General features: G+C 64.6%; 25 protein-coding genes and 1 pseudogene. 11 read left to right on the top strand and 15 right to left on the bottom strand.

From position 1 onward, the window contains the following. The first annotated feature begins 2 nt into the window (after positions 1–2). The gene (locus NKI32_RS25405) at positions 3–938 is read left to right on the top strand and encodes a prephenate/arogenate dehydrogenase family protein (protein WP_023686715.1); all 936 of its coding nucleotides are present in this window, start codon (positions 3–5) and stop codon (positions 936–938) included. A gap of 6 nt (positions 939–944) precedes the next feature. Here NKI32_RS25405 and NKI32_RS25400 read toward each other — a convergent pair. Together NKI32_RS25400 and NKI32_RS25395 are read right to left on the bottom strand one after the other, a co-directional pair. Next, positions 945–1,867 (bottom strand): annotated as a pseudogene (locus NKI32_RS25400) (sugar kinase). 124 nt (positions 1,868–1,991) lie between these two features. After that, positions 1,992–2,990, bottom strand: a complete 999-nt coding sequence (locus tag NKI32_RS25395) for a DUF2125 domain-containing protein (protein ID WP_353004145.1) — start codon at positions 2,988–2,990, stop codon at positions 1,992–1,994. Between the two features lie 122 nt (positions 2,991–3,112). Between NKI32_RS25395 and NKI32_RS25390 the strand changes: the two genes are divergently transcribed. The 3 genes from NKI32_RS25390 (at position 3,113) to NKI32_RS25380 (ending at position 5,467) form a co-directional block, all read left to right on the top strand. After that, positions 3,113–3,646 carry a gamma-glutamylcyclotransferase gene (locus NKI32_RS25390; protein ID WP_353004143.1) on the top strand — a complete coding sequence of 178 codons (534 nt, stop codon included), beginning with the start codon at positions 3,113–3,115 and terminating at the stop codon, positions 3,644–3,646. 164 nt (positions 3,647–3,810) lie between these two features. Continuing rightward, entirely contained in the window at positions 3,811–4,758 is a 948-nt protein-coding gene (locus tag NKI32_RS25385; protein ID WP_023711717.1) for an aldo/keto reductase, read from the top strand. An 82-nt stretch (positions 4,759–4,840) separates the two neighbouring features. After that, complete coding sequence (locus NKI32_RS25380) at positions 4,841–5,467, top strand: LysE family translocator (protein WP_023698717.1); 627 nt, start codon at positions 4,841–4,843, stop codon at positions 5,465–5,467. 69 nt (positions 5,468–5,536) lie between these two features. Here the strand turns inward: NKI32_RS25380 and NKI32_RS25375 are convergent, their stop codons facing one another. Together NKI32_RS25375 and NKI32_RS25370 are read right to left on the bottom strand one after the other, a co-directional pair. Beyond that, positions 5,537–6,346, bottom strand: a complete 810-nt coding sequence (locus tag NKI32_RS25375; RefSeq protein WP_023673308.1) for a lysophospholipid acyltransferase family protein — start codon at positions 6,344–6,346, stop codon at positions 5,537–5,539. Between the two features lie 115 nt (positions 6,347–6,461). Next, positions 6,462–7,367 (bottom strand): LysR family transcriptional regulator, encoded by a 906-nt coding sequence (locus NKI32_RS25370; protein WP_023826251.1) that lies wholly within the window; start codon positions 7,365–7,367, stop codon positions 6,462–6,464. A 114-nt stretch (positions 7,368–7,481) separates the two neighbouring features. On the opposite strand from NKI32_RS25370, the gene NKI32_RS25365 reads away from it, so the two are divergent. Next, positions 7,482–8,114: a pyridoxamine 5'-phosphate oxidase family protein gene (locus NKI32_RS25365; RefSeq protein ID WP_023826252.1), complete on the top strand. Its 633-nt coding sequence runs from the start codon at positions 7,482–7,484 to the stop codon at positions 8,112–8,114. 98 nt (positions 8,115–8,212) lie between these two features. Here NKI32_RS25365 and NKI32_RS25360 read toward each other — a convergent pair whose 3' ends face one another. The 3 genes from NKI32_RS25360 to ftsE form a co-directional block, all read right to left on the bottom strand. Continuing rightward, entirely contained in the window at positions 8,213–8,932 is a 720-nt protein-coding gene (locus NKI32_RS25360) for a YdcF family protein (RefSeq protein ID WP_023673311.1), read from the bottom strand. Between the two features lie 133 nt (positions 8,933–9,065). After that, complete coding sequence (locus tag NKI32_RS25355; RefSeq protein WP_353004140.1) at positions 9,066–10,055, bottom strand: cell division protein FtsX; 990 nt, start codon at positions 10,053–10,055, stop codon at positions 9,066–9,068. Next, positions 10,048–10,707: a cell division ATP-binding protein FtsE gene (ftsE, locus tag NKI32_RS25350; RefSeq protein WP_023685344.1), complete on the bottom strand. Its 660-nt coding sequence runs from the start codon at positions 10,705–10,707 to the stop codon at positions 10,048–10,050. Before ftsE ends, NKI32_RS25355 begins: the two co-directional genes overlap by 8 nt. 180 nt (positions 10,708–10,887) lie before the next feature. Between ftsE and NKI32_RS25345 the strand changes: the two genes are divergently transcribed. The 3 genes from NKI32_RS25345 (at position 10,888) to NKI32_RS25335 (ending at position 12,525) form a co-directional block, all read left to right on the top strand. Next, positions 10,888–11,523, top strand: coding sequence for a hypothetical protein (locus tag NKI32_RS25345; RefSeq protein WP_023711720.1), 636 nt, complete (start codon positions 10,888–10,890; stop codon positions 11,521–11,523). Between the two features lie 23 nt (positions 11,524–11,546). Continuing rightward, complete coding sequence (gene hpt, locus NKI32_RS25340) at positions 11,547–12,089, top strand: hypoxanthine phosphoribosyltransferase (RefSeq protein ID WP_023673315.1); 543 nt, start codon at positions 11,547–11,549, stop codon at positions 12,087–12,089. Between the two features lie 64 nt (positions 12,090–12,153). After that, positions 12,154–12,525, top strand: coding sequence for a response regulator (locus tag NKI32_RS25335; RefSeq protein WP_023673316.1), 372 nt, complete (start codon positions 12,154–12,156; stop codon positions 12,523–12,525). Between the two features lie 6 nt (positions 12,526–12,531). Here NKI32_RS25335 and NKI32_RS25330 read toward each other — a convergent pair whose 3' ends face one another. Beyond that, a complete protein-coding gene (locus NKI32_RS25330) occupies positions 12,532–13,482 on the bottom strand; it encodes a DMT family transporter (protein ID WP_023694029.1) in 951 nt (316 codons plus the stop codon). Positions 13,483–13,708: 226 nt separating this feature from the next. Between NKI32_RS25330 and NKI32_RS25325 the strand changes: the two genes are divergently transcribed. Next, positions 13,709–14,572, top strand: coding sequence for a LysR family transcriptional regulator (locus NKI32_RS25325; RefSeq protein ID WP_023698713.1), 864 nt, complete (start codon positions 13,709–13,711; stop codon positions 14,570–14,572). Here the strand turns inward: NKI32_RS25325 and NKI32_RS25320 are convergent. The 3 genes from NKI32_RS25320 to NKI32_RS25310 all read right to left on the bottom strand — a co-directional run bounded on the left by NKI32_RS25320 (position 14,569) and on the right by NKI32_RS25310 (position 18,668). Next, on the bottom strand, positions 14,569–14,940 hold the full coding sequence (locus NKI32_RS25320) for a glyoxalase superfamily protein (protein ID WP_023685340.1): 372 nt from the start codon (positions 14,938–14,940) through the stop codon (positions 14,569–14,571). The genes NKI32_RS25325 and NKI32_RS25320 overlap by 4 nt on opposite strands. A 41-nt stretch (positions 14,941–14,981) precedes the next feature. Then, positions 14,982–17,588, bottom strand: a complete 2,607-nt coding sequence (locus tag NKI32_RS25315) for a TIGR02302 family protein (protein ID WP_353004137.1) — start codon at positions 17,586–17,588, stop codon at positions 14,982–14,984. Positions 17,589–17,726: 138 nt separating this feature from the next. Then, the gene (locus NKI32_RS25310; RefSeq protein ID WP_353004135.1) at positions 17,727–18,668 is read right to left on the bottom strand and encodes a threonine/serine dehydratase; all 942 of its coding nucleotides are present in this window, start codon (positions 18,666–18,668) and stop codon (positions 17,727–17,729) included. A 50-nt stretch (positions 18,669–18,718) separates the two neighbouring features. On the opposite strand from NKI32_RS25310, the gene NKI32_RS25305 reads away from it, so the two are divergent. After that, positions 18,719–19,021: an ArsR/SmtB family transcription factor gene (locus NKI32_RS25305; protein ID WP_023694025.1), complete on the top strand. Its 303-nt coding sequence runs from the start codon at positions 18,719–18,721 to the stop codon at positions 19,019–19,021. Positions 19,022–19,041: 20 nt separating this feature from the next. Here NKI32_RS25305 and lysA read toward each other — a convergent pair whose 3' ends face one another. The 3 genes from lysA to argH form a co-directional block, all read right to left on the bottom strand. Then, positions 19,042–20,310 (bottom strand): diaminopimelate decarboxylase, encoded by a 1,269-nt coding sequence (lysA, locus tag NKI32_RS25300; RefSeq protein WP_353004133.1) that lies wholly within the window; start codon positions 20,308–20,310, stop codon positions 19,042–19,044. A gap of 80 nt (positions 20,311–20,390) precedes the next feature. Further along, the gene (locus tag NKI32_RS25295; protein WP_023673325.1) at positions 20,391–20,597 is read right to left on the bottom strand and encodes a hypothetical protein; all 207 of its coding nucleotides are present in this window, start codon (positions 20,595–20,597) and stop codon (positions 20,391–20,393) included. Positions 20,598–20,665: 68 nt separating this feature from the next. Beyond that, positions 20,666–22,066 (bottom strand): argininosuccinate lyase, encoded by a 1,401-nt coding sequence (gene argH, locus NKI32_RS25290; RefSeq protein WP_353004130.1) that lies wholly within the window; start codon positions 22,064–22,066, stop codon positions 20,666–20,668. A gap of 34 nt (positions 22,067–22,100) precedes the next feature. On the opposite strand from argH, the gene tlpA reads away from it, so the two are divergent. Continuing rightward, positions 22,101–22,793, top strand: a complete 693-nt coding sequence (tlpA, locus tag NKI32_RS25285) for a thiol:disulfide interchange protein TlpA (RefSeq protein ID WP_353004128.1) — start codon at positions 22,101–22,103, stop codon at positions 22,791–22,793. Positions 22,794–22,807: 14 nt separating this feature from the next. Here the strand turns inward: tlpA and NKI32_RS25280 are convergent, their stop codons facing one another. After that, the gene (locus tag NKI32_RS25280; RefSeq protein WP_353004125.1) at positions 22,808–25,255 is read right to left on the bottom strand and encodes a bifunctional diguanylate cyclase/phosphodiesterase; all 2,448 of its coding nucleotides are present in this window, start codon (positions 25,253–25,255) and stop codon (positions 22,808–22,810) included. Positions 25,256–25,613 lie beyond the last annotated feature (358 nt).

The following is a 25,613-nucleotide window of genomic DNA, read 5'->3' as shown; positions in this document are numbered from 1 at the left end:
CAATGACAGCACCGATGTTTGAAAAGATCGCGCTGGTCGGCATCGGCCTGATCGGCTCGTCGCTGGCCCGCATCATCCGCCGCGAGGGCCTGGCCCGCCATGTCGCCATCGCGACGCGCAGCCCGGCCACGCTGGCGCGGGCGAAGGAGCTCGGTCTTGGCGAGAGCTACACCACCGACGCCAGGGAAGCGGTCCGCGACGCCGACCTGATCATCGTCTCGGTGCCAGTGGGGTCGTCGGGCGAGGTGGCGCAAGAGATCGCAGCGGCGCTGAAAAAAGGCGCCATCCTCACCGATGTCGGTTCGACCAAGGCCTCCGTCATTGCGCAAATGCAGCCCTATGTGCCGGACGGCGTGCACTTCATTCCGGGACATCCACTGGCGGGTACGGAGAAATCGGGCCCGGATGCGGGTTTCGCCGAGCTGTTCGAAAACCGTTGGTGCATCTTCACGCCGCTGCCCGGCACCGATCCGGCGGCGCTGGAAAAGCTTTCGGAGTTCTGGCGGCGCTGCGGCTCCAACATCGACACGATGGACCCGCAGCATCATGATATGACGCTGGCCATCGTTTCGCATCTTCCGCATATCATCGCCTACAACATCGTCGGCACCGCCGACGATCTGGAATCGGTGACCAAGTCGGAAGTGATCAAATATTCGGCTTCCGGTTTCCGCGACTTCACCCGTCTGGCCGCCTCCGACCCGACCATGTGGCGCGACGTGTGCCTGCACAACAAGGATGCCATCCTGGAAATGCTGGCGCGCTTTTCAGAGGACCTCGCCTCGCTGCAGCGGGCGATCCGCTGGGGCGACGGCGACAAGCTGTTCGACCTGTTCACCCGCACCCGGGCCGTTCGCCGTTCGATCATCGAGGCCGGCCAGGACATCGACGTGCCGGATTTTGGCCGCCAGGCGGTGGAACATCCGGCGAAGAGCTAAGTCTCCTCAAGCGGGCCATGTCGCCGCGACCATGGCCATTCCTCGTCCCTGTTTGGCGCCCCCAGCCGGCCGCCGAAGCGCTGGCATTTGAGCGCGGCCGCCGCGCTGGCAAAGCGCAACGCCTGCTCGATCGGCATGGTTTCCGCCAACGCGACAGCAAAGGCGCCGTGGAAGACGTCGCCGGCGGCAAGCGTGTCGACCGCCTTGATCTTCGGCGCCGCGATGTGGCGCACGCATCCGGCGGACCGGTCATGCCACCAGCTTCCCGCGGCGCCGCCGGTCACCGCCACGAAGGCATCGGTGCGGCTGGCGAGGTCGGCACAGGCGGTTTCGGGGTCCAGCGCATGGCCGCAGACGATGCGTGCCGCCGACTCCGAAGCGACGATGTGCGATGCCAGCGGCAGCAGGTGCTCCAGCACCTCAACCGGCGCCGTGTCGGCGTCGAGGATGGCGGGACGGCCGGCGCTGCGCGCGGCGGTCAAGGCAAGAGCGGCGGCGCCCGGCCAGCGCACATCGACCAGCACGGCATCGAAGCCGGAAAGATCGGCGACAGGCACCGCCTCGGGGTCGGCCTGCGCCTTTGGGTCGTAGAAGGGCACGATGATGCGCTCGCCATGAGCGTCGACCAGGATCGCGGCCAGCGCCGAGCGGGCGCCTTCGACGCGGCGGACAAAGCCGCAATCGACGCCCTCGGCCTCGATGCCGGCCAGCAATTGGTCGCCGACGGCATCGTCACCTGCACTTGCCCACAGGAACACCTCGGCGCCGAGACGGCGGGCGGCGCAGGCAGCACTTGTCGCCATGCCCGAGGCGATCTGGATGCCGTCCGAGGCGATGAACTTGCCCTGATGCGTGGGCAGGGTTTCGACGCGCAGGATGGTATCCAGCGTCAGCGCGCCAACGCTCAGCAGTTTCACCGGTCGGTTCATGCGTCGGCTTGCTCGAACATGATCTCTCCCCAAAAGCCATTCCCGCTCTTTGCGATCATGCTCTATCTCTTTGTTTTAACGCAATTCCGGACGGAAAACCGCTCACACTTTTCCTGGAATTGCTCTAATCGAGCGGCTTGATCTTGCCCAGCGGAATGAAGCCGAGCGAGACCTTGCCCTTCACCACCTTGAGCGGCATCGACGGTTCGTTGCCGAGCAGCGCCAGACCGGCAAAGCCTTGCTCGATCTGGCTCTTCTGCTCGGGGATTGCGGTGGCGAGGATTGCCGCCACGGCTTTGGGATCCTGCAGCTTGATCGTCAGGTCGGCATTGACCTGGCCGTTGGCGTCGACCGACACCGGGCCGGAGACGGTGATGCGCGCGGTTCCCGACGACAGATCGAGCTTGTGGATGCCGACCGCCTGGCCGCGCAGGCTCCTGGCCTGCGTCTTCATCAGCGCGACCCCGTTCTTAACCGTCGCCTCGCCGCTGCCGTCGAGCGGCGGCAGCACGCGCCCGCCGATCGCGTCGGCGTCGATCTCGAGATCGGTGAAGCTGCCGACGTAGCCGATGTCCTGGCCGTCGGGTCGCAACTCGCCCGCCGCCGTTCCGGCGCTGAACAGTGAAACCGGGTCGGTGTCGTCGGCCGGATCGGTCTGGCCGGACAAGCTCTCGGCCTGCAGCGAAATGCTGCGTGGCAAGGGCCAGGAGAGCTTGGCATTGGCCTGCAGATTGTCCCAATCGATCCATAGCGGCGCCATCCCGGGCACCGAGGTCCGCAGTGGCCCACGCAACTCGGCGGCAGGCGACAAAGGCCGGATGAGTTCTGCAACGAAGTTGAAGCTGCCTGCCGAGGCGGCAACGTTCCTGGCGTCGTCCTCGTAAGCCAGATTGTCACAGGAGATGGCAAAACGCAGGGGGTAGCCGCTGACGGTGAGGTTGGCGCAGCCGGCCTCGATGCCTTTGTCCTTGAGCGAGGCCACCGCCTTGTCGGCTTCGCTGCTGACGCGACCGGCGACATAGAACCAGACCGCGCTGTAGGCGCCGAACAGCATAACGACCAAGGCAGCGAGCCACATCAGCCGGTGGCGAAACTTCGACGGACGCTCGTCACTTGACGTCATGCTGCGGCTTTCATTAACGCGGGCGTGTTGCGGGTGGACTGTGGTTACCCAACAAGCAAAAAGACAGAAGAGCACCGATTCCGATGCGGCGGCGTCACTCTCGTGCAATCAGGCTTGGCGATATGGGCGATTTTTGGGTTTTTGGCTATGGCTCGCTGATCTGGCGGCCGGGATTTGCGCATGTGGAGACCCGCCGCGCGCGGCTTTACGGCTACCGCCGGTCGCTCTGCGTCTATTCCTTCGTGCATCGCGGCACGCGCCAGCGGCCGGGCCTGGTGCTAGGCCTCGACCGTGGCGGCTCCTGCATCGGGCTGGCCTTTCGCGTGCCCGGCGAGCTGCGCGATGAGGTGCTGACCTATCTGCGCGAGCGCGAATTGGTGACCAGCGTCTACCTCGAGCGTGTGCTCGATATCAGCCTCGACGGGAATGGGGCGGCCGCGGGAGAGAGAGTGAAAGCGGTCGCCTATATCGTCGACCGCCAGCATGAGCAGTATGCCGGCGGGCTCGATGCCGCGCATGCGGCAGGTGTTATCCGTGGCGCCGTCGGCCAGTCCGGAAACAACGAGGACTATGTGCTCAACACGCTGCAGCATCTCGCGGCGCTGGGTATCAGCGCCCACTGGCTGGAAGAGGTGGCGAAGCGGATCGCCTCGTGAGCCGGTAGACCACGGCGAGCCTGCAGGCGAAGCGCTCGCGCCTTTGTGAAGCGCTGGCCCGCTGGAAAAATTGGCTGAGGCCTTTGACCTCGGCGCGGCGAGACCTAGCTTAGCTGCGGCCCGAAGCATTCGGGTCGCCCGCCGCCAGTCCACGGAGCCCCGTCTTGCAAAAACGCCGTCTCGGCCAAACCGACCTTTCCATCGCGCCGCTGGTCCTGGGCGGCAATGTCTTCGGCTGGACCGCGGACGAGAAGACCTCCTTCGACCTGCTCGACCGGTTCGGCGACGCCGGCCTCAACGCTATCGATACGGCCGATGCCTATTCGCGCTGGGTGCCGGGCCACGCGGGCGGCGAGTCCGAGGCCATCATCGGCAAATGGATGAAAAGCCGCGGCAACCGTGACAAGATCATCGTCATCACCAAAGTCGGCTCGGATATGGGACAAGGCAAGAAGGATCTGTCCGCTGCCCATATCGAAAGGGCGGTCGAGGCGTCGCTTGAGCGGCTGCAGACCGATGTGATCGACCTCTATTTGTCGCACTGGCCGGACCCGACCACGCCGTACGAAGAGACGCTCGGCGCCTACCAGAAGCTGCTCGCTGCCGGCAAGGTCCGCCATATCGGCGCCTCGAATCTTGACGCCGGCCAGCTGCGCGCCGCGCTCGATGTTGCCAGCCTGCGCGGGCTGCCGCGCTACAGCGTGCTGCAGCCGGAATACAATCTCTACGACCGCTCATCCTTCGACGGGCCGCTGCATGATCTGTGCGTGGCCGAGGATATCGGCGTCATCACCTATTTCAGCCTCGCCAAGGGGTTTTTGAGCGGCAAATACCGTAGCGAGGCCGATCTCGGCAAAAGTGAACGCGGCGGCGGCGTGAAGGCTTATCTCAATGCGCGCGGCATGCGCATTCTGGCCGCACTCGACACTGTGGCGGCGCGCCATTCGGCCAAGCAGGCGGAAGTAGCACTCGCCTGGGTGATGGCGCAGCCCGGCATCACCGCGCCGATCGCCAGCGCCACGACGCTGGACCAGGTCGACAGCCTGGTGCGCGCCGCATCGCTGAAGCTCAGCGCGGAGGATCTCGTGGCGCTGGACAAGGCCAGCGCCTAGCCGCGCAGGTTCGGCACGATCGTCCAAGACGACGGCTGTCCGCCTTGCCACACTGTTCTCCATTATTGGGAGAAGAGGCAGCATGGCCGCAGACATTCTTTCGCAGGCGCAGCCCTGGCAGCAATTGCTGGCGCTGGTGCTGGCGGCAACCGTCGTAATGGGCAGTCCTGGCCCGGCGACGATCAGCGTCACGGCGATAGGGGCCGCCTTCGGCCTGCGCAATTCGCTTCACTACACATCGGGGATCATTTTAGGCACTGTCGCGGTGCTGCTGGTGGTGGCCACCGGCATCAAGGCTATCCTCACCTCGATGCCGGGCGTAGCGCCAGTGCTGGCGGTCGCTTCCGCCGCCTATATTCTCTACCTCGCCTACAGAATAGCGACAGCGCCGCCGCTGGCCGCGCGTGACAGCAGCGCGGTTCTGCCGACCTTCCTCGGCGGCTTCCTGCTCGCCGTTGCCAACCCGAAAGCCTATGTGGCGATTGCTGCGGTCCTTGCTGGCTCCGCGACCGCAGCCGGCGCCGATGCTCTCGGCATCCCGGCCAGGCTGGCGGTTCTCACCCTGATGATCGTAGCCATCCATGTGCTGTGGCTGCTGGCCGGCGCGGCCTTCGCCCGCACCCTGCGCCAGCCGCTGGCGTCGCGGATCATCAATCTGGCCTTCGCGGCGACGCTGGTGCTGACAACGGCGCTGGCGGCGTGGCCTTGAGCCGGCCCGCAGAAGAGATCAAGCTTTGGTCTTTTTTGTTTTGGCGCGATTCAGGACGGAAAAAACCGCTCACACTTTTCCTGGAATTGCTTTGGCGGCCGCGGCGAGTTCGGCCAGCCGCTTGACCGCCGTCGGCGGCATTTGCGGCGGGTTAGGAGCCTGCGATGCCTCGATCAGCAGCTGGTCGCAGGCGGCTTCCGTATCGCCGATCAGCCGGTCCATGAATTCGTCCTTGCCGAGCCCGGGCGGAATCGGCGGCAGGAAGCGGGCCTTGATGGTGCCGGGAAAGCGCAAGAATTTGCGGCGAGGCCAATAGAGGCCGGCGACATGGGCGACCGGTACCACCGGGACGCCAAGCTGCGTATAGAGCTCGACAATGCCGTATTTGTAAGCCGGCTCGTCGCCTGGCGCTCGGCGCGTGCCTTCGGGGTAGATAATCAGCTGGCGCGGATTGCGCCCCATCTCCTGCTTTGTCGATGCAACGACCTGCTTCAACGCCTTGGAGCGGCTGCCGCGGTGAACCGGGATCATCCGCATCTTCAGGATGTACCAGCCGAAGAAGGGGATCCAGGTCAGCTCGCGCTTCAGGATATAAAGCGGATCGTGGAGGAAGGGAAAGAAAGCGATCGCGTCCCAAAACGACTGGTGTTTCGGCGCCAGGATGAAAGAGCCCTCCGGCAGGTTCTCGACGCCGGTGATGTCGCTCCTGGTGCCGGCGATCTTGTCGTAGAGCCACAGGCTGGTGCGCGACCAGAATTTCGGCACGAACCAGGCGCGATGGCGTGGCGAGAGGAAGTAGTAAGGGGTCCAGAGGACCATCTGGACGATCAGATTGACATAGAAGACGAAGTTGAACGCCAGCGAGCGGATATAGAGCATGCGGGGAAGGGCCCGTTGAGGAGGTGTGCGTTGGTTACACCAAGCGCGGGCAAAAAGGAAACGCCGCAATGGCCTGACATAGGCCGGCTCGCCACTGACTCAAGCCAGTCTCAACTCACCACGTCGCCTGCAATAGCCGCTGCTTCAGCCGCGGAGCGGCGAAATCGAGGAACGCCCTGAGTTTCACCGCCAGCAGGCCTTGGCCGGCATGGACGAGGCTCACCGGCCACGGCTGCGGCTCGAAGGGTCGCAAGACCGGGACGAGTACGCCGGAACGTACTGCGTCCGCGATCTGGTAGGAGAGCACCCGCGTCATCCCGGCGCCTGCAATCGCGGCATCGATTGCAGCTTCCGCCGTGTTGACGCGCAGCCGTGAGCGGATCGGCACGATCAGTTCGCCCTTGTCGCCGGCAAAGCTCCAGCTGGCGAGCGCTGCAGGCCCTTCGAAACTGATGCATTCATGCGCGGCCAGATCGTCCGGCGTCCGCGGCATGCCATGCGCGGCGACATAGGCGGGGCTGGCGCACACGACGCGACGGATCGCGCCGACGCGGATGGCAATGAGGCTCGAAGGCGCAAGCTCGCCGATGCGGATGGCAAGGTCGAGATGTTCCTCCGCCAGTTGGGTTATCCGGTCAGCCAGCGTCAGGCGAATGTTGACTTGAGGATAAGCCGCCAGGAATTCGGTGACGACAGGCAGCACGTGCAGGCGACCAAAGACGACCGGCGCGGTGATGAACAGGTCGCCGGTCGGCGTGCTGTATTCGCCGGCAGCGGTGCGTTCGGCTTCGCCGACCTCGCCGAGGATGCGGCGGCAGGCGGCGAGATAGACCTGGCCGGCATCGGTCAGCGTGAGCTGCCGGGTCGAACGGTTCAGCAGGCGCGCCTGAAGGTGCTTTTCGAGGTCGGAAACCTTGCGGCTGACCGTTGCCAGTGGAATGCCGAAATGGCGGCCGGCAGCGGAAAGGCTGCCCGCTTCCACCGCGGCGACGAACAGCGACATGGCTTCGAGACGATCCATACTTTCTTCCGGAAATTGGAAGGATAGCTTGCAACTATGCCATCTACATCCAAAACATGGAAGGATCTACCTCTTCGCGTACAATGGCCGTGTTTCGGCCTCGCGGAGGCTTCCATGAATGCTCATACTTTCACCAGCGATGTCGCCTTCACGCCGACCGTCAAGGCGATCCAGACCCGCAAAGGTTCGCGCAAGGGCTATGCCAGCGCCGAGGAGCGCGGCGGATGGCGCGCCCATATCACGCCCGACCTCGCCGACTTCATCGCGGCGCAGACCAGCGTCTTCCTGTCGACCGCAAATGGCGAGGGTCAGCCCTATATCCAGCATCGCGGCGGGCCAGCCGGCTTCCTCAAGGTGCTGGACGAAAAGACCATCGGCTTCGCCGATTTCTCCGGGAACAGGCAGTTCATCACGCAAGGGAATCTCGCCGACAACAACCAGGCATTCCTGTTCCTGATCGACTATGCGCATCGCCAGCGCGTCAAGATCTGGGGCACGGCGCGCGTCGTCGAGGACGATGCCGATCTTCTGGCAAGGCTGATGCCGCAGGACTACAAGGCGCGCCCCGAGCAGGTCATCTTGTTCACCGTCTCGGCCTGGGATGCCAATTGCCCGCAACACATTCCGCAGCGATTCGAGGCCGCCGATGTCGCGGCCGCACTCGCCGAACGCGACAAGCGGATTGAAAGCCTCGAACAGGAGATTACGCGGCTGCGTGGCGCGGAAGACGGCACGGCCAAGGGGTAATCGAGCGCCGTCAGAGTCGTCTGTCTGGACGCAATTCCCAAGGGAAAGCGTACGTGCTTTTCCCGGGAAAACCGCTACACACTTTTCCTGGAATTGCTTTAGTCCTTGGCGGTCGAAACCTCGGCCAGTGCGACGCTGTCGGCGGTCTGGCGGACCGGGACGACGCCGCGCGCAAGCGCCAGCAGGTATTTGCTGTATTCGGTCAGAAGCACGCGTAGCGCTTCCGGCTTGGTCAGCCAGTCGCCATTGTCCAGATTGGTGTTGACCACCGGATAGGGTTCAAGCCTGGCGCCATGCAGCAGGCGGCCCATCTCGAGCAGGCTGCGCGGCATGTGGTAATTGTTGGTGACGAGGATGACGCTGCCATAGGCGTGGCTCTCCACCCATTTAGCGCTTTCCTCGGCATTGCCGATCGTGTCGAGCGCGGCGCGGTCGATGTCGACACAGCAGGAAAACAGCGCCTTGTCGCCGCCGGTAGCAGCCTGCAATTGGCGGCGGCTGGCAGAGGGATGCACGCCTGAGATCAGCAGCCGCTCGCCCTTGCCGGAGGCAAGCAGATCGAGTGCTGCGTCGAGGCGGGCCTGACCGCCGGTCAAGACGATGATCGCATCGGCCTTGGCCGGGTTGGTCGGGGTCGTCATGTGGCTGACCTTGCTGGCGAACCAGCCGAAGCCACCGGCAAACAGGGCCACCAGCAGCAGTAGACAGAGGGAGGCGAGACGCAGGGCGGTGCGCAAACGGCCCAGCCCGGTACGCACACGCAAACGCACCACTGGCATCTGTCCAGCCGTTCCGGTCGACTCCCGCGCGTTCATCATCCTATGGTTAATCCTGAAATGCCTTTTTGGTAAGGAAAAAAGCGCACATTGCGTTACGTCGGTTTTCGATCCGTGATCGTCCCTTCCATTCCTGTCCTTGCCCCCGAACTGTTTTCGCTTCTGCCCTCACGGGTCACCCCGCATCCGGCTGGCGGACATCGATGTCGCTGAGATACGCGACGACGGTGGCGTGCGAGGTCGCCGCCGTCAGTCCGCCGATCACCAGCACCATCAGGCCGACGCCGAGATAGCCTGCCGATCCGATGGCGAAATTGCCGAACAAAGCGGTGGCCTGGTCGGCCTGCGGCGTTGCCATGTTGCGCGACGACCACCAGGAAAAGACGATGAAAACCAGGATCGCGGCTGCGCCGCCGGCGGCCGCGCCCTTCATCCCGGTGACCAGGAAATGCCAGCGGAATTCGCGCGCGATGAAGCGCGCCTCGGCGCCGACGAAATGCAGCACTTCGATGATATGGCCGTTACCCGCCATGGCGCCGCGCGTCGCAAACACTACGGTCAGCACCGTCGCCGACAGCATCAGGACCAGCACGGCGATGCCGATGGTGACCGTGGTGCGGGCCATGGCGACCAGCCGGTCGACCCATGTACGGTGATCGTCGAGCGAAGCACTCGGCAGCTTGGGCGTGAGCGCCGCACGGATGGCGCTGAAGTCGGGCGGGCTGGTCTCGTCGATGGTGACGATGATCAGGCGCGGCACCGGCAATTCGTCGATATTCAGGCCCGAGCCCAGCCATGGCTCCAAAAGGCGCGCGGTGGCGTCGCGATCGATGATCCGGGTTTCCTTCACGCCGGGGAATTCGCCGACGATCTGCGAGGCCTGGGCAAGGGCTGCCTCCATGTCGAGGCCGTCGACCAGCTTGATCTGAATCGTCGCCTCGCGCGAGATCTGGTTTTCCCAGACCGAGGCAGTGTCGCGCACCAGCGTGACGGCGCCGAAAGTCAGGCAGGACAGGAAGGTCATGATGGCGATGACCAGCACCAAGGCGCGGCCGGCAATATTCTGCGCCGGCACGATCGGCGCCATGCGGCGCTGGACGCGCTGCGTCGTCGTTGCGGGCTCGGCGGCGTCTTCATGCAGCTGTTCGGCCGATAGCTCAGTCATAAATATCCAGCCTTCCGCCGGCCAGGATCATGCGGCGCGCGTCGACCTGCTCCATCAGGCCGAGATCGTGAGTGGCGATCACCACCGCGGTGCCGAGCCGGTTGAGCTCAATGAACAGCCTGAGCAACCGGCGCGCCAGCGGCGGGTCGACATTGCCGGTCGGCTCGTCGGCAAGCAGGATTTCGGGCTGTTCGATCAAGGCCCGAGCGATTGCCGCGCGCTGCTTTTCGCCGCCCGAAAGGACCGGCGGCAGCACATGCATGCGCTCGCCCAGGCCGACCCATTTCAAAAGTTCGGTGACGTCGGTGCGGTAGCTCGCTTCCTCGCGGCCGCGCACGCGCAGCGGCAGAGCGACATTCTCATAGGTGGTCATGTGGTCGAGCAGGCGGAAATCCTGGAACACCACGCCGATGCGGCGCCTGAGATGCGGCAGTTCAGCGCGCGAGATGCGCGAGCGGTCCTTGCCGAAGATGGTGATCAGCCCGCGTGTCGGCTTCAGCGACATGAACAGAAGGCGCAGCAGCGTCGTCTTGCCGGCGCCCGAGGGCCCGCTCAGGAACTGGAAGGAGCTCTCCGGAATGTGCAGGGAGATGTCGCGGAGGATTTCCGGACCCATGCCATAGCGAAGGCCGACATTTTCGAAGCGGATCACGTGCGACGACCTGAGGTGTGTGGCGGCGGCGTGCCAACCCTTTCTGTCCAACGACCATCGGCCGCCATGGTTAACCGTCGGTTAATTTTCGCTGTTTTTGAATGCGTCACAAGGGTTCCGGTGGGGAAGCGTTAACCATTTCCATTTACGCAAAAGAAACGAAGAGGCAACAGCGGGGCCATGATGGCTGAGCAACGAACCGCGCGCCCGGTTTCCGGCGAAATCATGACCGGGACAAGTGTCGCACCGGAATCGCGTCCTGTGGCGACCGACATCGTCGATGCGGATTATGAGGTGCTGCCGCAGCTGATCCCACTGATAGAAGCCATGCCGACGCCGGCGCGCGACGTCGCGACGCCGTCGATGGAAGGCATGGAGATGCTGCGCAAATCAGATGCGTCAGCCGGGGGGCCGGCATCGCGTGGCGGGCCGATCTTCTGGATTGCCGGCATCGGTGCGGCGCTTGCCGCCTTCTGGGTCTCGGGTGGCCATGCGCTGGTGCGCCAGACGCCGTTCTGGTCAGTCGAACAGCCGGAGGGCGCCGTACTCAGCATTGCCGGCGTCACGTCGCGTGTCGACGCCTCAGGACCCGCCCCGGTGCTGTTCGTGGATGGCGAGGCCGTCAATGACGGTTTGAAGGCGGGACAATTGCCGCCGCTGGAGATACGTGTCACCGGCAATGACAGCCGCATCACCCGTTATACTCTGGGGACATCCAACCGTTCTCTGGCGCCCGGCGAAAGATTCGGCTTTTCCAGCCGCCTCGATGTGCCTAGAAACGGCGTCAAGGCCGTGGCGGTCACCTTCGCCGGCTAGTCGGTTCTCTGGAAAGGTTGTTGATGCCAGTTGTGCGCGGCAAGGACATCGAGGTCCTGTTTTCGGCGTCCGCGATCGCGCGGCGCAATCTCGAACTCGCCAAGGAGATCGCCGAGCACGACTATCACGACCTGCTGGTGATTTCGGTGCTGAAGGGCTCGTTCATCTTCGCCGCCGATTTGATCCGCGCCATGCACGATGTCGGGCTGTCGCCCGAGGTCGAGTTCATCTTCATTTCCAGCTATGGCGCCGGCACCACCAGCGGCGAGGTGAGGGTGCTGCGCGACATCGACAATGAGGTCGCCGGCCGCGACGTGCTGCTGATCGACGATATCCTGGAGTCGGGCAAGACGCTCTCCTTCACCCGCAACCTGATGCTGTCGCGCGGCGCCAAAAGCTGCGCCATCGCGGTGCTGTTGGACAAGCGCATGCGCCGCCAGACCGAGCTGAACGCCGACTATGTCGGCTTCGACTGTCCCGATTACTTCGTCGTCGGCTACGGCATGGACGTCGCTCACGCTTTTCGCGAACTGCCGTTTGTCGGTGTCGTCAAAGGCGATGCCTGAGAAAAGGCCCCCGACGCTTCAAATTTTCAGAAAAAGTCAACTTTTGCCCGCCAAATTCCGGCCCATGGCAAAGCTTCTGATCGTCGAGGACGATGAGTCCGTCCGCACCCTCGCCGCCCGCGCGCTCGAACGCGCCGGGCACTCGATCGATATCGCCGCCGACGGCGCGCAGGGGCTGGCGATGGTCAGTGCTGCAGGCGGCGGTTACGACCTCGTCGTCTCCGATATCCGCATGCCGGAAATGGATGGCATCGAGATGGCGATCGCCGCAGCCAGGCTTTTCCCTGACATGAAGATCCTGCTGATGACCGGCTATGCCGACCAGCGCGAGCGCGCCGAGGAATTGAACGGCATCATTATCGACGTCGTGCAAAAGCCTTTCACGCTGGCCGAAATCCGCTCGCGGGTCGACCAGGCGCTCGCCTGCTTCGCCTGACACGCTTCAGGCGGCATCCTGAGACGCGGCGAGGACAGGCGCAGCGCTCCGGCGCCGTTCGGTGTTGAGCGCCAGCAGACCGGCGCCGATGATCAGCGCCGCACCGATGGCGGTGGTCGAGCGCGGCACCTCGTCGAAGAACAGGAAGCCCCACAGCGGCGACCAGATAATCCCGGTGTATTCGAAGGTGGCGACGCGGTTGGCGGGCGCCAGCCTGTAGGCCTGCGACAGCAGAATCATGCCGGCCGAAGCGACGAAGCCGCAGGCCGCCATCTTGAGGAAATCCGGGGTCGTCGGCCAGACCCACGGCCGCACCAGGAATTCGAGGCTGGGGTGGACAGCATGGGTTATGCCGGCAAGCCAGAATGTGCCGGCAACCGCAGCGGCGCCGACCAGATAGGCGCCGTTCTGGTAGAAGGCCATGACGGTGGAGGATTCGGTGTCGCCGATCTTGCGCGCCATCAGCTGTGAAAAGCCGTAGAGCAAAGCCGAGCCCAACGAAAGCAGCGCCGCCCAGTCGAACAGGCCGGCGCCCGGGCGCAGCATCACGACCACGCCCAGCATGCCGATCAGCACGGTGGCGAGAGCCTGCCAGGATACCCGCTCGCCGAGATAGGGCCCGGCTATCGCCATGATGAACAGGGGCGCCATGAAATAGAGCGCCACCGCGTCGGCGAGCGGCAAGGCAGCGATCGCCAGATAGTAAACCGTATAGGAGGAGAACTGGATGAAGGCGCGTATCGTCAGCAGGCCGAACCGCTTCGAGGCGATGGCCCGCAGGCCGACGTCGGCGCGAACGAGAAAGATCAGGATCGGCAAAGCGACGATCGAGCGGATCCACATCACCTCGGTCACGGGATAGCCGGCCGACACCGCCTTGACCAGCGGGTCCTGGAGCGAGAACACCAGCACGCCAAGGCACAGGCTGATGATGCCGAGAACGATCCGGTTGCGCATGTTGTTCTGCCGGCCCTTGCCTTAACTGCCCGCAGCCGCCCGGCCATGGGGTAAAAAGAACCCGCTACCGTTTCGGGCAGCGGGTATGAGTGAGGACTCTTTGATTGGTCCGCAGCCGATTTCGCGGCGGCATATCCAATGGGCGAGCGGACTATGCTGCGGCGTTTGACATGTTGCAAACGAATTGGAATGATACCAGCGATCAAATTTGCTTATGACGGATTCGATGCGGCCACCCCTCGACAGCGATCTCCTGCGCACCTTCGTCGCCATTGCCGAAGCGGGCAATTTCACCCGGGCGGCGGAGCAGGCCGGGCGCACCCAGTCGGCGGTGTCGATGCAGATGAAGAAGCTCGAGGAGCTGGTCGGCGACAGCCTGTTCGAACGCGGCTCGCGCGGCGTGGCGCTGACGCGCCGTGGCGGCGAGCTGATCGTCAATGCCCGCCGCATCGTCTCTCTGCTCGACGAGACGGCGGCATCGATGGCGGCGGCACCGCTTGGCGGGCCTGTGCGCATCGGCATTCCCGAGGAATATGGTCACGCCATCCTGTCGCGCGCGCTCGGCGCCTTCTCGAAGCGTCACACCAAGGTCGAGGTCACCGTGCGCTATGCACATTCGGGCGCCCAGCTGGCAGCGTTGGCGGCCGGTGAACTCGACCTCGCCGTGGTGTTCGAATGGCAGGATCCTTCCGGCGGCGAGGTGCTGATGCACGATCCGACCGTGTGGGTGACATCGAGCCTGCATCACATGCATGAGGAGCGGCCGGTGCCGATCGCGCTCTACAACCGGGCCGGCTGGTGCAAGGACTTTGCCATCAAATCGCTTGAGCAGCGTGGGCTGGCCTACCGTGTCGCCTATACCAGCGACACCACCGGCGGCCTGAAGCTCGCCGTCACCTCTGGCCTGGCGATCGCGCCGATCTCGCACAGCAATATTCCGGATGGCTGTCGTGAACTCACCGCCGCTGACGGGTTCGGCCATATCGATTCCTCGAATGTGGTGATGCACCGCAGCCCAAATGCCTCAGGCGAAGCTATCGACGGCATGCAGGAGGCGATCCGCGAGGCGTTCGTCAACCGGCCGGCTTAGTCTGTTGCATCCTCGTAGAAATGCAGGCGATTGCCGAAGGGGTCGCCGACCGACACTTCACGGGTCTGCCACGACGTGGTTTCGAGGCCCGGCCGGGCGTAGCGGTATCTCTTGCCGATCAGTTCGCGGTGCAATGCCGCGATGTCCTCGACCTTGATGCGCATGGCTATACCCGGCGCGCCGTCGCCATGATGTTCGCTCAGATGCAGGACACAGCCGTCGCGGATTACACCCATGTAGAGCGGCGCATTGTCGTCGAAGCGGTGCTCGAACTCGACCTTGAAGCCGAGAAAGTCGACATAGAATTCGCGTGCCTTGGCGATGTCGAAGATGCGCAGGATGGGCGTGACGGCACCGAGTTTCGGCATGGCGCTGATACCATTCAGTTCGACGGATGTTGCCTTGGAGGCTACTTCAGCTCCAGCAGCCGCTCGAGGTAGCTGCGCTCGATGTCGGGGCTGAGCGCGTTGCCGAGCCGCTTGCGAATCGCCTCGAGAATCTGGCGGGCGCGCTGCACGTCGATCTCGTCGGGCACCTTCACCGAATCGCCGAAATCGGGTCCGCGGCTGGCGCGCGGTCGGCCCAGCGGATCGCGGCCGGCGTCCTGTTGGCGGCCGCCTTCCTGGCTGCCGCCCTGGTCGCCCTGCATCGCCTGCAGCTGCTTCATCATCTCCTTGGCGCCCTTGCGCAGCGCTTCCAGCGCACGACCCTGATGGCCGACGGCCTGGTCGCCTTCGCCTTCGCCAAGCGACTTTTCGGCATTGCCCATGGATTTGCCGGCGTCGCCAAATCCCTCATTGGGCTGCATGCCCATGCCTTCCAGGCCCTTCTTCAACTGGTCGAGCTCGCGTTGCAACTGGCCCTGGCCTTCCTGCAGCTGCTTCATCGCATCGGCGAATTCCTGCGGCGTCATCCCATTCGGGCGGGCGAGCGGATCGCGGTCCTTGCTGACACCGGGCTTGTCGGGGTCATCGCCATTGCCTTGCTGGCCGGGCTGCTCATCGCCATCCATCTGACCGTTGCCGCGCTGCGTCCGATCCATACGATACGTGTCGTTCATCATCTCCTGCTGGCGACGCATGATCTCGCCCAGCTTGTCCATCTGCTGGCGCATCTCGCTGTCCTGCTCGCCGCCCTGCTGCTGACGGCCTGCCTGCAGGTTGTTCATCATGTTTTCCAGCTGCGACAGCAGCTCCTGCGCCTTGTCGCGGTCGCCTGATTTCGCCAGGTTCTCGATCTGGTCCATCATGCGGTCGATGTCGCTCTGGCGCAGCTCGCGGCCGTTCTGCTGCATCTGCGGCGCATTCGGGTTCTGCTTGGCGCGCTCGGCGAATTCCTGCAGGAATTCGTTCATCGCCTCGCGCAGTTCCTTCATCGCCTTTTCGATCTCTTCGTCGCTGGCGCCGCGCTTGATGGCGTCCTGCAGCGCCTGCTGGGCCTGGCGCAGCCGCTTTTCGGCGGCCGAGAGATTGCCTTCCTCGATGCCCAGCGCGATTTCCCAGAGATAGGCAACCTCGTTGCGCAACTGGTCGTCGCTGTCCGACATCTTCAGCCGGCTGCGGGCGCTCATGATGGCGAGGTAATGCGACATGTTGTCGAACGTGTCTTCGGGCCGCAGCGTGATGGCGTCCATCAGGTCGAGCACGCGCGGCTTGGCGTTGGCGTCGAGCGCCATCAGGCGGCGCTGCTCGATCACCGCACGCGCCAGCGGGTTGGCGAAGGGTCGCTCCGGCATCACAATAGTCTTGGTTTCGCTGGTCGCGGTATGTCCGGCATCGTCGGTGGCGACGAGCGACAGTTTTATGCTGGCGCCGGCCCAGACGTGCTCGGTGAGGTCCTTGGTGGTCTTGGCGGCATTCGCCTTGCCGCCGCGGCGCGGCAACGCCAGCGGCAATTCAGGCGGACCGTAGAGCGGATGCGCATCGGGCGCCGCCGGATCGGCCAGCGCGAAAACCGCCTTGGCGGTGGCCGCGCCATAGTCGTCGTCGATTTGGTAGTTGAGCTCGAAGGCGCCGTTGACGGCGCGCTTGGGCTCGCCGACGAAGCGGATCGTCGGCGGCTTGTCGGGGATCACCGCGAAGGCCCAGCGACCGAGATCGGCTTCGCCCGACTTCAGCGTCAGCGTGCCGTCGGCGGTCAGCTTGCCGGTGAACTGGCGCAGCTTGGGGGTCGCGGGGTTGACCGCCGCTGCCTTGACGGCCGCCACCTGTGGTCCCGACGGGTCGATGGCGCGAGCATTGCCGCCCTTGTCGGCAAAGCTTAGCGTTTCCTCGCCGGAGCCGCCGGTCACGCGCAGCGAGACGTCGCTGCCTTGCGGCACGGTGAAGGTGGCAACCGCCTGCTTGGCGTTGCCATCGATGACTGGCGCGGTCAAGAAGATGGGCGGCTTGCCGGTATAGGCCGGCGGGGTCACCCAGGCATCGACGCGCGGCGGTACGATGTCGCGCGCCGCATAGGCACTGAAACCATCGGACAGCCTGCCGCCGGACGGTCCGAAGGAGAAAGCAAAAGCGGTGACCAACAGCAGCGCCGCCACGGCACGCAATGCCCACGGATCGCGCTCCGGCACGCGGGTACGCGGCAGGTCGGCGCCAAGGCTGCCGAGCTTGTCGGCCATGCGCTTTTGGTGTTCGCGCCACAACGCCTGGGAAAAGATGCTTTCCTTGCCGCTGGGACGGTCGGTCTGCACCAGCACTGGGCTGTGCTGCAACTGGTTGGCGGCCTCGATACGGCGGTCGATTTCAGCGGCGGATGGAAGCTTGAAGAAACGCAGCGGATAGAGCGCCGCCAGCGTGGCAATACCGAACGCAGTGACCAGGATAATGCGCGCAATGTCAGGCAGCCGGGGGAAAAGGCCGAGCCAGGAGAGGCTGAGAAACAGGCTGGCGACGATGAGCAGCGGCAGAAGCAGCGGCCAGCCGCGCTCGACCGTGATCGAGATCCGTGTCGCCAGCCGGCTCAGGGCAAGCCGCCCGGCCAGGCTGCGATCGCCACTGGAAATGGGGCGTTCCGTCATCGGCCCTTCCTGCCCGGGCGGGATAGCCCGGACTCAACAAGCAGAAGTTTACCAGCAAACACGGCAAAGGCGAGGCGGTTCCGGAAAACTTGAAAAGCTTTGGCGGGTTTGCGTCTGCACTTCAGCCAAAGCAAGGCTTTAGAATTTCGTGGGATCGGTGTTCGAGCCGCAGACCAGGACCGCGATCCGTTCGCCCGGCGCCGGGGTGTAGCGGCCGGACAAGAGAGCCGCAAAGGCTGCGGCGCCACCCGGCTCGGCGATGATACGCACCCGCTCCCACAGCGCCTTCTGCGCGGCAATGATGGCGTCGTCGGTGACCAGGATGGAGCGTTCGACGAAGGCCTCGGCGATCGGGAACATCATCTCGCCGACGCGTTTGGGCGCCAGCGAATCGGCGGCGACGCCTTCGGCCGGCGCATCGACGGGGTGGCCGGCCTCGAAGGCGCGATGCAGCGTCGGCGCGCCTTCGGGCTCGATGGCGATGATCCTGATGCGGCCGGCAAACCAGGCGGCGATGCCGCCGATCAGGCCGCCGCCGCCGACAGCGATCAGCAGCGTGTCGATGTCTGGCAGATCGGTTTCGATTTCGAGGCCGAGCGTGCCCTGGCCGACCAATGTTTCCTCCTGGTTGAAGGCATGGATCTGCAGCGCGCCGGTCTTTTCGGCAAAAGCCTCGCTGGCGGCCAGCGCCTCGGCATAGCGGGCGCCGCCGACCATCAGTTCGGCGCCGTAGCCGCGGATGCGCTGCAGCTTGGCCGGTGGGCTGACTTCGGGAACGAAGATCGTCGCCTTGTGGCCAAGCCGCATGGCGGCATAGGCGACCGCGGCGCCATGATTGCCGCCCGAAGCCGCAACCACGCCGGCCGCAGGCACCGGCCGTTCGAGCAGATTGGTGAAGGCGCCGCGCGCTTTGAACGAACCGGAATGCTGCAGGCATTCGAGCTTGAGGTCGACCGCCAGCGGCGGCCGGTCGAAATCGGCCATGTCGACGCGCAGCACCGGCGTGTGCCTGATATAGCGGCGGATGCGCGGTTCCATCGCGGCAATGCGTTCGCGCGTGACGGTGTTGCCGTTCGTCATGACCATCTCCTTGGGATTGACAGCAATTAGTAACTTGGCAAAATGGCTAAATGCAAGAGGTTGATGTCTTCAAGGCGATCGCCAATGAACGCAGGCTGCAGATCCTCGACTGGCTGAAGGATCCGCAGGCGCATTTCCCGGCCCAGGCAGACGGCGATCTGGTCGAGGATGGCGTTTGCGCGCTGCTGATCGCGGAGAAGCTCGGCATTACGCAGGCGACGCTCTCCGAACATATGCGCGTGCTTACCCAGGCCGGCCTGCTGCGGCCCAAGCGCATCAAGCAATGGACGTTTTACCGCCGCGACGAGGACAGGATCGCCGACACAAGGATGCTCATCCAAAACCGGCTGTAGCGCAGCCGGCGCTGCGGCTCCTATGCAAGCCAGTCGGGCACCGAATCCAGGCCGATCAACTCGTCATAGGTCTGGCGCCGGCGCACGACGTGGAAACGGTCGCCGTCGACCAGAACCTCAGGCACAAGTAGGCGGGTGTTGTAGGTGCCGGATTGCACCGCGCCATAGGCGCCGGCGGTGGTGACGGCAATGAGGTCGCCAGACTTGAGCCGGTGCAGGTCACGGTCGAGGCCGAGATAGTCGCCGGTCTCGCAGACCGGGCCGACGACGTCGACCGCCATGCGCGGCGTGTCGGCCGGCGGCTGCACCACCGGCTTGATGTCGTGGAAGGCATCGTAGAGCGTCGGCCGGATCAGATCGTTCATGGCGGCGTCGACGACGAGGAAGTTCTTGGCGTCGCCTTCCTTCACGAAGATCACTTCCGAGACCAGGATGCCGGCATTGCCGACGATCAGCCGGCCCGGCTCGAACATCACCTTCACTCCAAGCTTTGTCAGATGCTTCCTGACGATCTCGGCATAGGCATCGGGCAAAGGCGGCGGGCTGTTGTCGGTGCGGTAGGGGATGCCGAGGCCGCCGCCGAGATCGACATGCTCGACGGCGTGGCCATCGGCGCGCAGCGCGCCGACCAGTTCCGCCAGAAGCGCGAAAGCATCGTCAAAGGGCTGCAACTCGGTGATCTGGCTGCCGATATGGGTATCGATGCCGATGGGCTTGGTGCCCGGCAGCCCGGCCGCGCGGGCATAGACCTGGCGCGCCCGTTGCCAGGGAATGCCGAACTTGTTCTCGGCCTTGCCGGTGGAGATCTTCCTGTGCGTCCTGGCGTCGACATCCGGGTTGATGCGCAGCGACACCGGCGCCACCTTGCCGAGCGCGGTGGCGCGGGCCGACAGCAACTCCAGCTCCGGCTCGGATTCGACATTGAAGCAGAGAATGCCGGCCTCGAGCGCGAAATCCATCTCGCGCGCGGTCTTGCCGACACCGGAAAACACGATCTTGTTGGCCGGGATTCCGGCGGCGAGCGCGCGGCGCATTTCGCCTTCCGAGACGGTATCGGCGCCGGCGCCGAGCTTTGCCAGCGTCCGCAGCACCGCCTGGTTGGAATTCGCCTTCAAGGCGTAACAGACCAGCGTGTCGAGCCCGGCAAAGGCCCCGGCGAACACCCGGTAGTGTCTGGTCAAGGTTGCCGTCGAATAACAATAGAACGGCGTGCCGACGCTTGCGGCGATGTCTGGTATCGCCACGTCCTCGGCATGGAGCACGCCGTCGCGGTAATCGAAATGGTTCACGAGAGTGTTTCCGGAAGTTGGAGCACGAGACCTGGTTAGCACGAGACCTGGCCAGAAAGACCAAGCCGGTCTCATCGGCTCTAGATCAGCGGGTCGAGGATGAACTTCTTGTCCACGACCGGTTTTTCCGGCTCCGGCGGCACCGGCTGTTTGGCGCGCTCGGCGTCCTTGCGGGCCTGGACGGCCGCTTCATAGGGCGTGTCGAGACCGGCCTTACGGCCGCAAGCGGTCACGGCAGCCATCGCCGTCAGCAGCGTCAGCGTCACCAAAATCCTGCTTGCGGTCATCGATCCATCCGTCCGAAACTTTATGTGCTGCGCTTTTAACCGAGTTTTAGGCGCATTGCACCCCGGCATCATGCCTTGGCGATGCGCTTTTTCCAGCTGCGGATCTGCTTCCTGACCTCCGACGGCGCCGTGCCGCCGAAACTGGTGCGGCTCTTCACCGAATTCTGCACCGCCAGAACCGAGAAGATGTCTGCCGTGATGCCGGGGTTGATCGACTGCAGATCTTCCAGCGACAGCTTTTCAAGGCTCACCTTCTTCTCTTCGGCCACCGCCACCGCGCGACCGGTGACATGGTGTGCCTCACGGAAGGGCAGGCCCAGCGTGCGCACCAGCCAGTCGGCGAGGTCGGTCGCGGTCGCGTGGCCCGAGCCGGCGGCCTTCTTCATGGCGGCGGCATTGACCGTCATGTCGCGCACCATGCCGGTCATCGCCGCCAGCATCAAATCGAGCGTCTCGGCGGCGTCGAAGACCGATTCCTTGTCTTCCTGCATGTCCTTGCCGTAGGTCAGCGGCATGCCCTTCATCACCGTCAGCAGCCCGACGAGATGGCCGGTGACGCGGCCGGTCTTGCCGCGCACCAGTTCGGCGGCGTCCGGGTTCTTCTTCTGCGGCATGATTGAGGAGCCGGTGGAGAAACTGTCCGACAGCCTTACGAAGCCGAATTGCGGCGTCGACCAGATGATGATTTCTTCGGCGAGCCGCGATAGATGCGTGGCGCAGATCGCCGCCAGGCTCAAAAACTCCAGCGCGAAATCGCGGTCGGAGACGCTGTCCAGGGAATTGCGCATCGGCTCGCGGAAGCCGAGCGCCTTGGCGGTCTTGTGGCGATCTATCGGAAAACTGGTGCCGGCAAGCGCTGCCGCGCCGAGCGGGCTTTCATCCATCCGCTCGATGGCGTCGCGGACGCGCGACAGGTCGCGCGAAAACATCTCGACATAGGCCATGCAATGGTGGCCGAAGGTCACCGGCTGCGCCGCCTGCATGTGGGTGAAGCCGGGCATCACGGTCGCCGCATGCTCCTCGGCGCGGTCGAGCAAGGCTGAGATCAGCCCCTTCAGCGCCTCGGCAACGCGGAAACATTCGTCCTTGACCCAGAGCCGGAGATCCACCGCCACCTGGTCGTTGCGTGACCGCGCCGTGTGCAGGCGGCCGGCGGCCGGGCCGATCAGATCGGCGAGGCGGGCCTCGATGTTCATGTGAATGTCTTCCAGCCGGGTCGAGAACTCGAACGTGCCGGCCTCGATCTCTTTCAGGATCGTGTTCAGCCCGTGAGCGATCTTTTCTTGATCGGCCGCCGAAATAATGCCCGTTTCAGCCAGCATCTCGCTGTGGGCGACCGAACCTCTTATGTCTTGCGCATAAAGTTTGCGGTCGAACGAGATCGACGCGTTGATCGCTTCCATGATCGCGGCCGGACCCGAGGCAAAACGTCCGCCCCACATCTGGTTGCTGGCCTTCTTGTCGCTCATCGCTATAACCCGTGCTCCGGAGCAGTCTTAGAAAATGGCAGACGGTAACAGATACTTCCCGGCCCCGCGCCTGATCCTCGCCGCTTTGCTGGCGGGCGTGCTGGCCGGCGCGGTCGCGGTATATGTCAGCGAGAGCGGGTCTGGCAACAACGCAGCCACCGGCAGCGCACCTGCGGCCGGCGCGGGCAACAGCAAGGACGATGTCGCCTGCGCCGCCAAGAGCGACCGCGCCAAAAAGGTTGCCGCCGCGGCCACCGGCCAGGTGGCGGCATTGCTGCCCGCCGATCCGCCGCAATCGCTGAAAAGCCTCGCCTTCAACGGCCCAGACGGCAAGCCGATGACGATCGCCGATCATGTCGGCAAGACCGTGCTGCTCAACCTGTGGGCGACGTGGTGCGCGCCCTGCCGCGCCGAAATGCCGGCGCTCGATACGCTGCAGAAGGAAAAGGGCAGCGATGCCTTCGAAGTGGTCGCGGTCAATGTCGATGCCGGCGACGATGCGAAGCCGAAGAAGTTCCTAGCCGATATCGGCATCGGGTCGCTCGGCTACTACCGCGATTCGACGCTGGCGCTGTTCAACGACGTCAAGACGCGTGGCTTGGCGCTAGGCCTCCCCGTCACCATGCTGATCGACGGCGAAGGCTGCCTGGTCGCGCATATGAACGGACCGGCCGAATGGTCGGGACCGGATGCCAAGCGCCTGGTCGAGGCCGCACTCGCCCCTTAGGCCGCACTCGCCCCTTAGGATGAGCGCAGGGCCGCCGCCGGCGGCAGCATCAAAATGCTGCCGACGCGTTGTTTGACGCTGGCGTCCTCTTGTGCCGCCGGCGCCGCGACGCCGGTCAGTTCGCTGAACGCCTCGATCGGGCTCGGCCGGCCTAGATAGTAGCCCTGGCCGATCTCGCAGGCCTCGGCGTCGAGGAATTTCAGCTCGCCCAGCGTCTCGACGCCCTCGGCCAAAACCGGCAGGCCGAGACCGCGGCCAAGCCCCAGAACGGCGCGCACGATGGCTGCCACCTGGCCGTTGCTGTCGACTGATTTGATGAATGAGCCGTCGATCTTGATCTTGTCGAAGGGGAAGGCGCGGAGATTGGACAGCGAGGAGTAGCCGGTTCCGAAATCGTCCATCGCCACACGCACGCCAAGCGCCTTCACCTGGCGCAAGGTCGCCAGCGCGCGCGGCATGTCCTTGACCAGCGCCGTTTCGGTGATCTCGAGTTCGAGCCTGCCGGGCGTCAGGCCGGAGCCGAGCAGGACTTCATGCACCTTGCGGCTGAAATTCGGATTGTGGAGCTGCACCGCCGAGACATTGACCGCGACGGTGAGAGGGTTCTTCCAGCGCGCTGCCTCGGCGCAGGCCGTCGCCAGCACCCATTCGCCGATCTGGATGATGACGCCGCTGTCTTCGGCCACCGGGATGAAGGTCGCCGGCGACACGTCGCCGCGCTGCGGATGGCGCCAGCGGATCAGCGCTTCGAACCCGACCATCCGCCCGCTGCTGATCTCCTTTTGTGGCTGGTAGACGAGGCGAAACTCATCGCGCGCCATGGCCTGGCGCAGTTCGTGCTCCATCACGCGCCGGTCTCGCGCCTCGGCGCCCATCGAGGCCTCGAAGTAACGGTAGGTGTCCTTGCCCTCGGCCTTGGCTCGGTAGAGCGCGGTGTCGGCGTGGCTGACCAGGATTGTCGGCTCATCGGCGTCGAGCGGATAAAGTGCAATGCCGATGCTGGCCGACACCAGCCCGCCACCGACCGACAGCCGGTTTTCCTCGCGCATGGCCGCCAGCACCGCCTCGGCGATGCGGCCGGCCGCCTGCGGGCCGGGAAGGTTCGGGGCGATGATGGCGAACTCGTCGCCGCCAAGACGCGCCAGCATCTGTCCGTGGCGGAGCACGGCGGAGGCGCACAGCGCCACCTTCTGCAGCATGGCATCGCCGGCGCCGTGCCCGAACAGGTCGTTCACTTCCTTGAAGCGGTCGAGGTCGAGCAGCAGCAGCGCAAGATGCCCACCCTTGCCGCCGCGGTCCATTGCGGCAATTTCGGCCTCGAGCCGGCCGGAGAAACTGCGGCGGTTGGGGAGCCCGGTCAGCGGGTCGAAATGGGCGAGGCGCAGGATCTCCTGCTCGGCCTTCCTGCGTTCGCGGATGTCGCGCACGGCGACCACGCTGTGCCGCTTGCCGCAATAGTCGATGCTTCTGGCGATAAGTTCGACGGGGATGGTGGCGCCGTCATGGGCTCTGAGCTCCGCTTCCTGTCCCTGTCCGCTGCAGTCGGACATGCCGGCCGCGGTGCGTTCGCCGAAGAGATCGCCAAGCAGCATCGCGTTCAGCACTTCCGGCGCAATGCCGGTGAGTGCCGCGATGCTGTCATTGGCGCTGACGATGCGGGCGCCGTCGCAGACGATCAGGCCCTCGACGGCGGCGTTGGCGAGGCCGTGCATGCGCTCTGCCTCGAGCTTGTGACGCCGGAAGCGAAGGTCGATCCACAATGCTGCGGCTGAAAGCACCAGGATAGCCATGCTGACTGCAGCGGCGGCGAAGGCCTGCGACACCGGTTCGACCGTGAACTGCGATATCTCGATGGAGGAGTCCGGGAAGATCGACACCGCGCCCATGGCGATGAAGTGCAGGCTGCAGATCGCCAGCGTCAACAGGATGGCGGCGGCGATTGTGGCCTGCATGGACGGCCGTCGCAACACGACCAGCAGCGCCAGCGCGGCGAGGGTGACGCCTGTCAGCACCGAGACGCCGACCAGCAGCGGGTTCCAGACGATGCGCCCTTCGACCTCGAAGGCGGCCATGCCGATATAGTGCATGGCGGCGATACCAGCGCCGAGGACCGCGCCGCCGACCAGAGGGTAGTCGATGCCCCGGCGCAAGGTGGCGATCCACATGCCCGCGGCGGTCAGGGCGACGGAACCGGCGAGCGAAAGCGCCGACATTTCCGTATTGTAGGCGTTGGGGATTCCGGGAGAAAAGGCAAGCATTGCGATGAAATGCGTCGCCCAGATGCCGAAGCCGGTGGAAGTGGCTGCTATCATCAGCCAGGTATAGCGGTTGCGCTCGCTCGAGCGGTCGACATGGCGAAGCAGGTTGACCGCCGAGAAGGAAGAAATACCGCAAATGAGCGCTGCCAGTGCGACCAGTCTCAGATCGTGCTCATGCACGATACAATTATAGACCGTCAGCATCTCGCCCCACCTGCTCTCCCACAGCAATCAAGCCGTCCACTTGATTAGTATGTCGCGCTTGACGAAGAATCGGTTATGCGAACTACAACTACAGCGGGTTTTTCGGGTTGTACCTTGCGGCGATCCTGTCTCATTCCAGACGCACGGCTACAGCAGTGCCTGGCGCGATGCCGCTCGGCCGATCTCGATCTGGCCGAGCGCCGGTTTGGCGGCCGCACGGTGCAGGTGCGTGGCGCTGTCACGCGGGCCCTTCACGCATCGCTGGGCGGTCGGCGATCCTTGCAGGCCCACCATGCCCCATTCTATCGCTGAGCCGGCTTGGCATTTCTCTCTGTCCTCGTTGCAAGGCGAGGGGGCG

Source organism: Mesorhizobium sp. M0761, from assembly GCF_040320205.1.
GTDB lineage: Bacteria > Pseudomonadota > Alphaproteobacteria > Rhizobiales > Rhizobiaceae > Mesorhizobium.
This window is presented reverse-complemented; position numbering and strand designations above follow the sequence as displayed.

What these genes read in the sequence shown, in the direction of transcription:
- NKI32_RS25405 (WP_023686715.1), top strand. Translation starts at nt 3, where the DNA reads ATGACAGCACCGATGTTTGAAAAGATCGCGCTGGTCGGCATCGGCCTG.
- NKI32_RS25395 (WP_353004145.1), bottom strand. Translation starts at nt 2,990, where the DNA reads ATGACGTCAAGTGACGAGCGTCCGTCGAAGTTTCGCCACCGGCTGATG.
- NKI32_RS25390 (WP_353004143.1), top strand. Translation starts at nt 3,113, where the DNA reads ATGGGCGATTTTTGGGTTTTTGGCTATGGCTCGCTGATCTGGCGGCCG.
- NKI32_RS25380 (WP_023698717.1), top strand. Translation starts at nt 4,841, where the DNA reads ATGGCCGCAGACATTCTTTCGCAGGCGCAGCCCTGGCAGCAATTGCTG.
- NKI32_RS25375 (WP_023673308.1), bottom strand. Translation starts at nt 6,346, where the DNA reads ATGCTCTATATCCGCTCGCTGGCGTTCAACTTCGTCTTCTATGTCAAT.
- NKI32_RS25370 (WP_023826251.1), bottom strand. Translation starts at nt 7,367, where the DNA reads ATGGATCGTCTCGAAGCCATGTCGCTGTTCGTCGCCGCGGTGGAAGCG.
- NKI32_RS25365 (WP_023826252.1), top strand. Translation starts at nt 7,482, where the DNA reads ATGAATGCTCATACTTTCACCAGCGATGTCGCCTTCACGCCGACCGTC.
- NKI32_RS25360 (WP_023673311.1), bottom strand. Translation starts at nt 8,932, where the DNA reads ATGATGAACGCGCGGGAGTCGACCGGAACGGCTGGACAGATGCCAGTG.
- NKI32_RS25355 (WP_353004140.1), bottom strand. Translation starts at nt 10,055, where the DNA reads ATGACTGAGCTATCGGCCGAACAGCTGCATGAAGACGCCGCCGAGCCC.
- NKI32_RS25345 (WP_023711720.1), top strand. Translation starts at nt 10,888, where the DNA reads ATGATGGCTGAGCAACGAACCGCGCGCCCGGTTTCCGGCGAAATCATG.
- hpt (WP_023673315.1), top strand. Translation starts at nt 11,547, where the DNA reads ATGCCAGTTGTGCGCGGCAAGGACATCGAGGTCCTGTTTTCGGCGTCC.
- NKI32_RS25335 (WP_023673316.1), top strand. Translation starts at nt 12,154, where the DNA reads ATGGCAAAGCTTCTGATCGTCGAGGACGATGAGTCCGTCCGCACCCTC.
- NKI32_RS25330 (WP_023694029.1), bottom strand. Translation starts at nt 13,482, where the DNA reads ATGCGCAACCGGATCGTTCTCGGCATCATCAGCCTGTGCCTTGGCGTG.
- NKI32_RS25325 (WP_023698713.1), top strand. Translation starts at nt 13,709, where the DNA reads ATGCGGCCACCCCTCGACAGCGATCTCCTGCGCACCTTCGTCGCCATT.
- NKI32_RS25320 (WP_023685340.1), bottom strand. Translation starts at nt 14,940, where the DNA reads ATGCCGAAACTCGGTGCCGTCACGCCCATCCTGCGCATCTTCGACATC.
- NKI32_RS25315 (WP_353004137.1), bottom strand. Translation starts at nt 17,588, where the DNA reads ATGACGGAACGCCCCATTTCCAGTGGCGATCGCAGCCTGGCCGGGCGG.
- NKI32_RS25310 (WP_353004135.1), bottom strand. Translation starts at nt 18,668, where the DNA reads ATGACGAACGGCAACACCGTCACGCGCGAACGCATTGCCGCGATGGAA.
- NKI32_RS25305 (WP_023694025.1), top strand. Translation starts at nt 18,719, where the DNA reads ATGCAAGAGGTTGATGTCTTCAAGGCGATCGCCAATGAACGCAGGCTG.
- NKI32_RS25295 (WP_023673325.1), bottom strand. Translation starts at nt 20,597, where the DNA reads ATGACCGCAAGCAGGATTTTGGTGACGCTGACGCTGCTGACGGCGATG.
- argH (WP_353004130.1), bottom strand. Translation starts at nt 22,066, where the DNA reads ATGAGCGACAAGAAGGCCAGCAACCAGATGTGGGGCGGACGTTTTGCC.
- tlpA (WP_353004128.1), top strand. Translation starts at nt 22,101, where the DNA reads ATGGCAGACGGTAACAGATACTTCCCGGCCCCGCGCCTGATCCTCGCC.
- NKI32_RS25280 (WP_353004125.1), bottom strand. Translation starts at nt 25,255, where the DNA reads ATGCTGACGGTCTATAATTGTATCGTGCATGAGCACGATCTGAGACTG.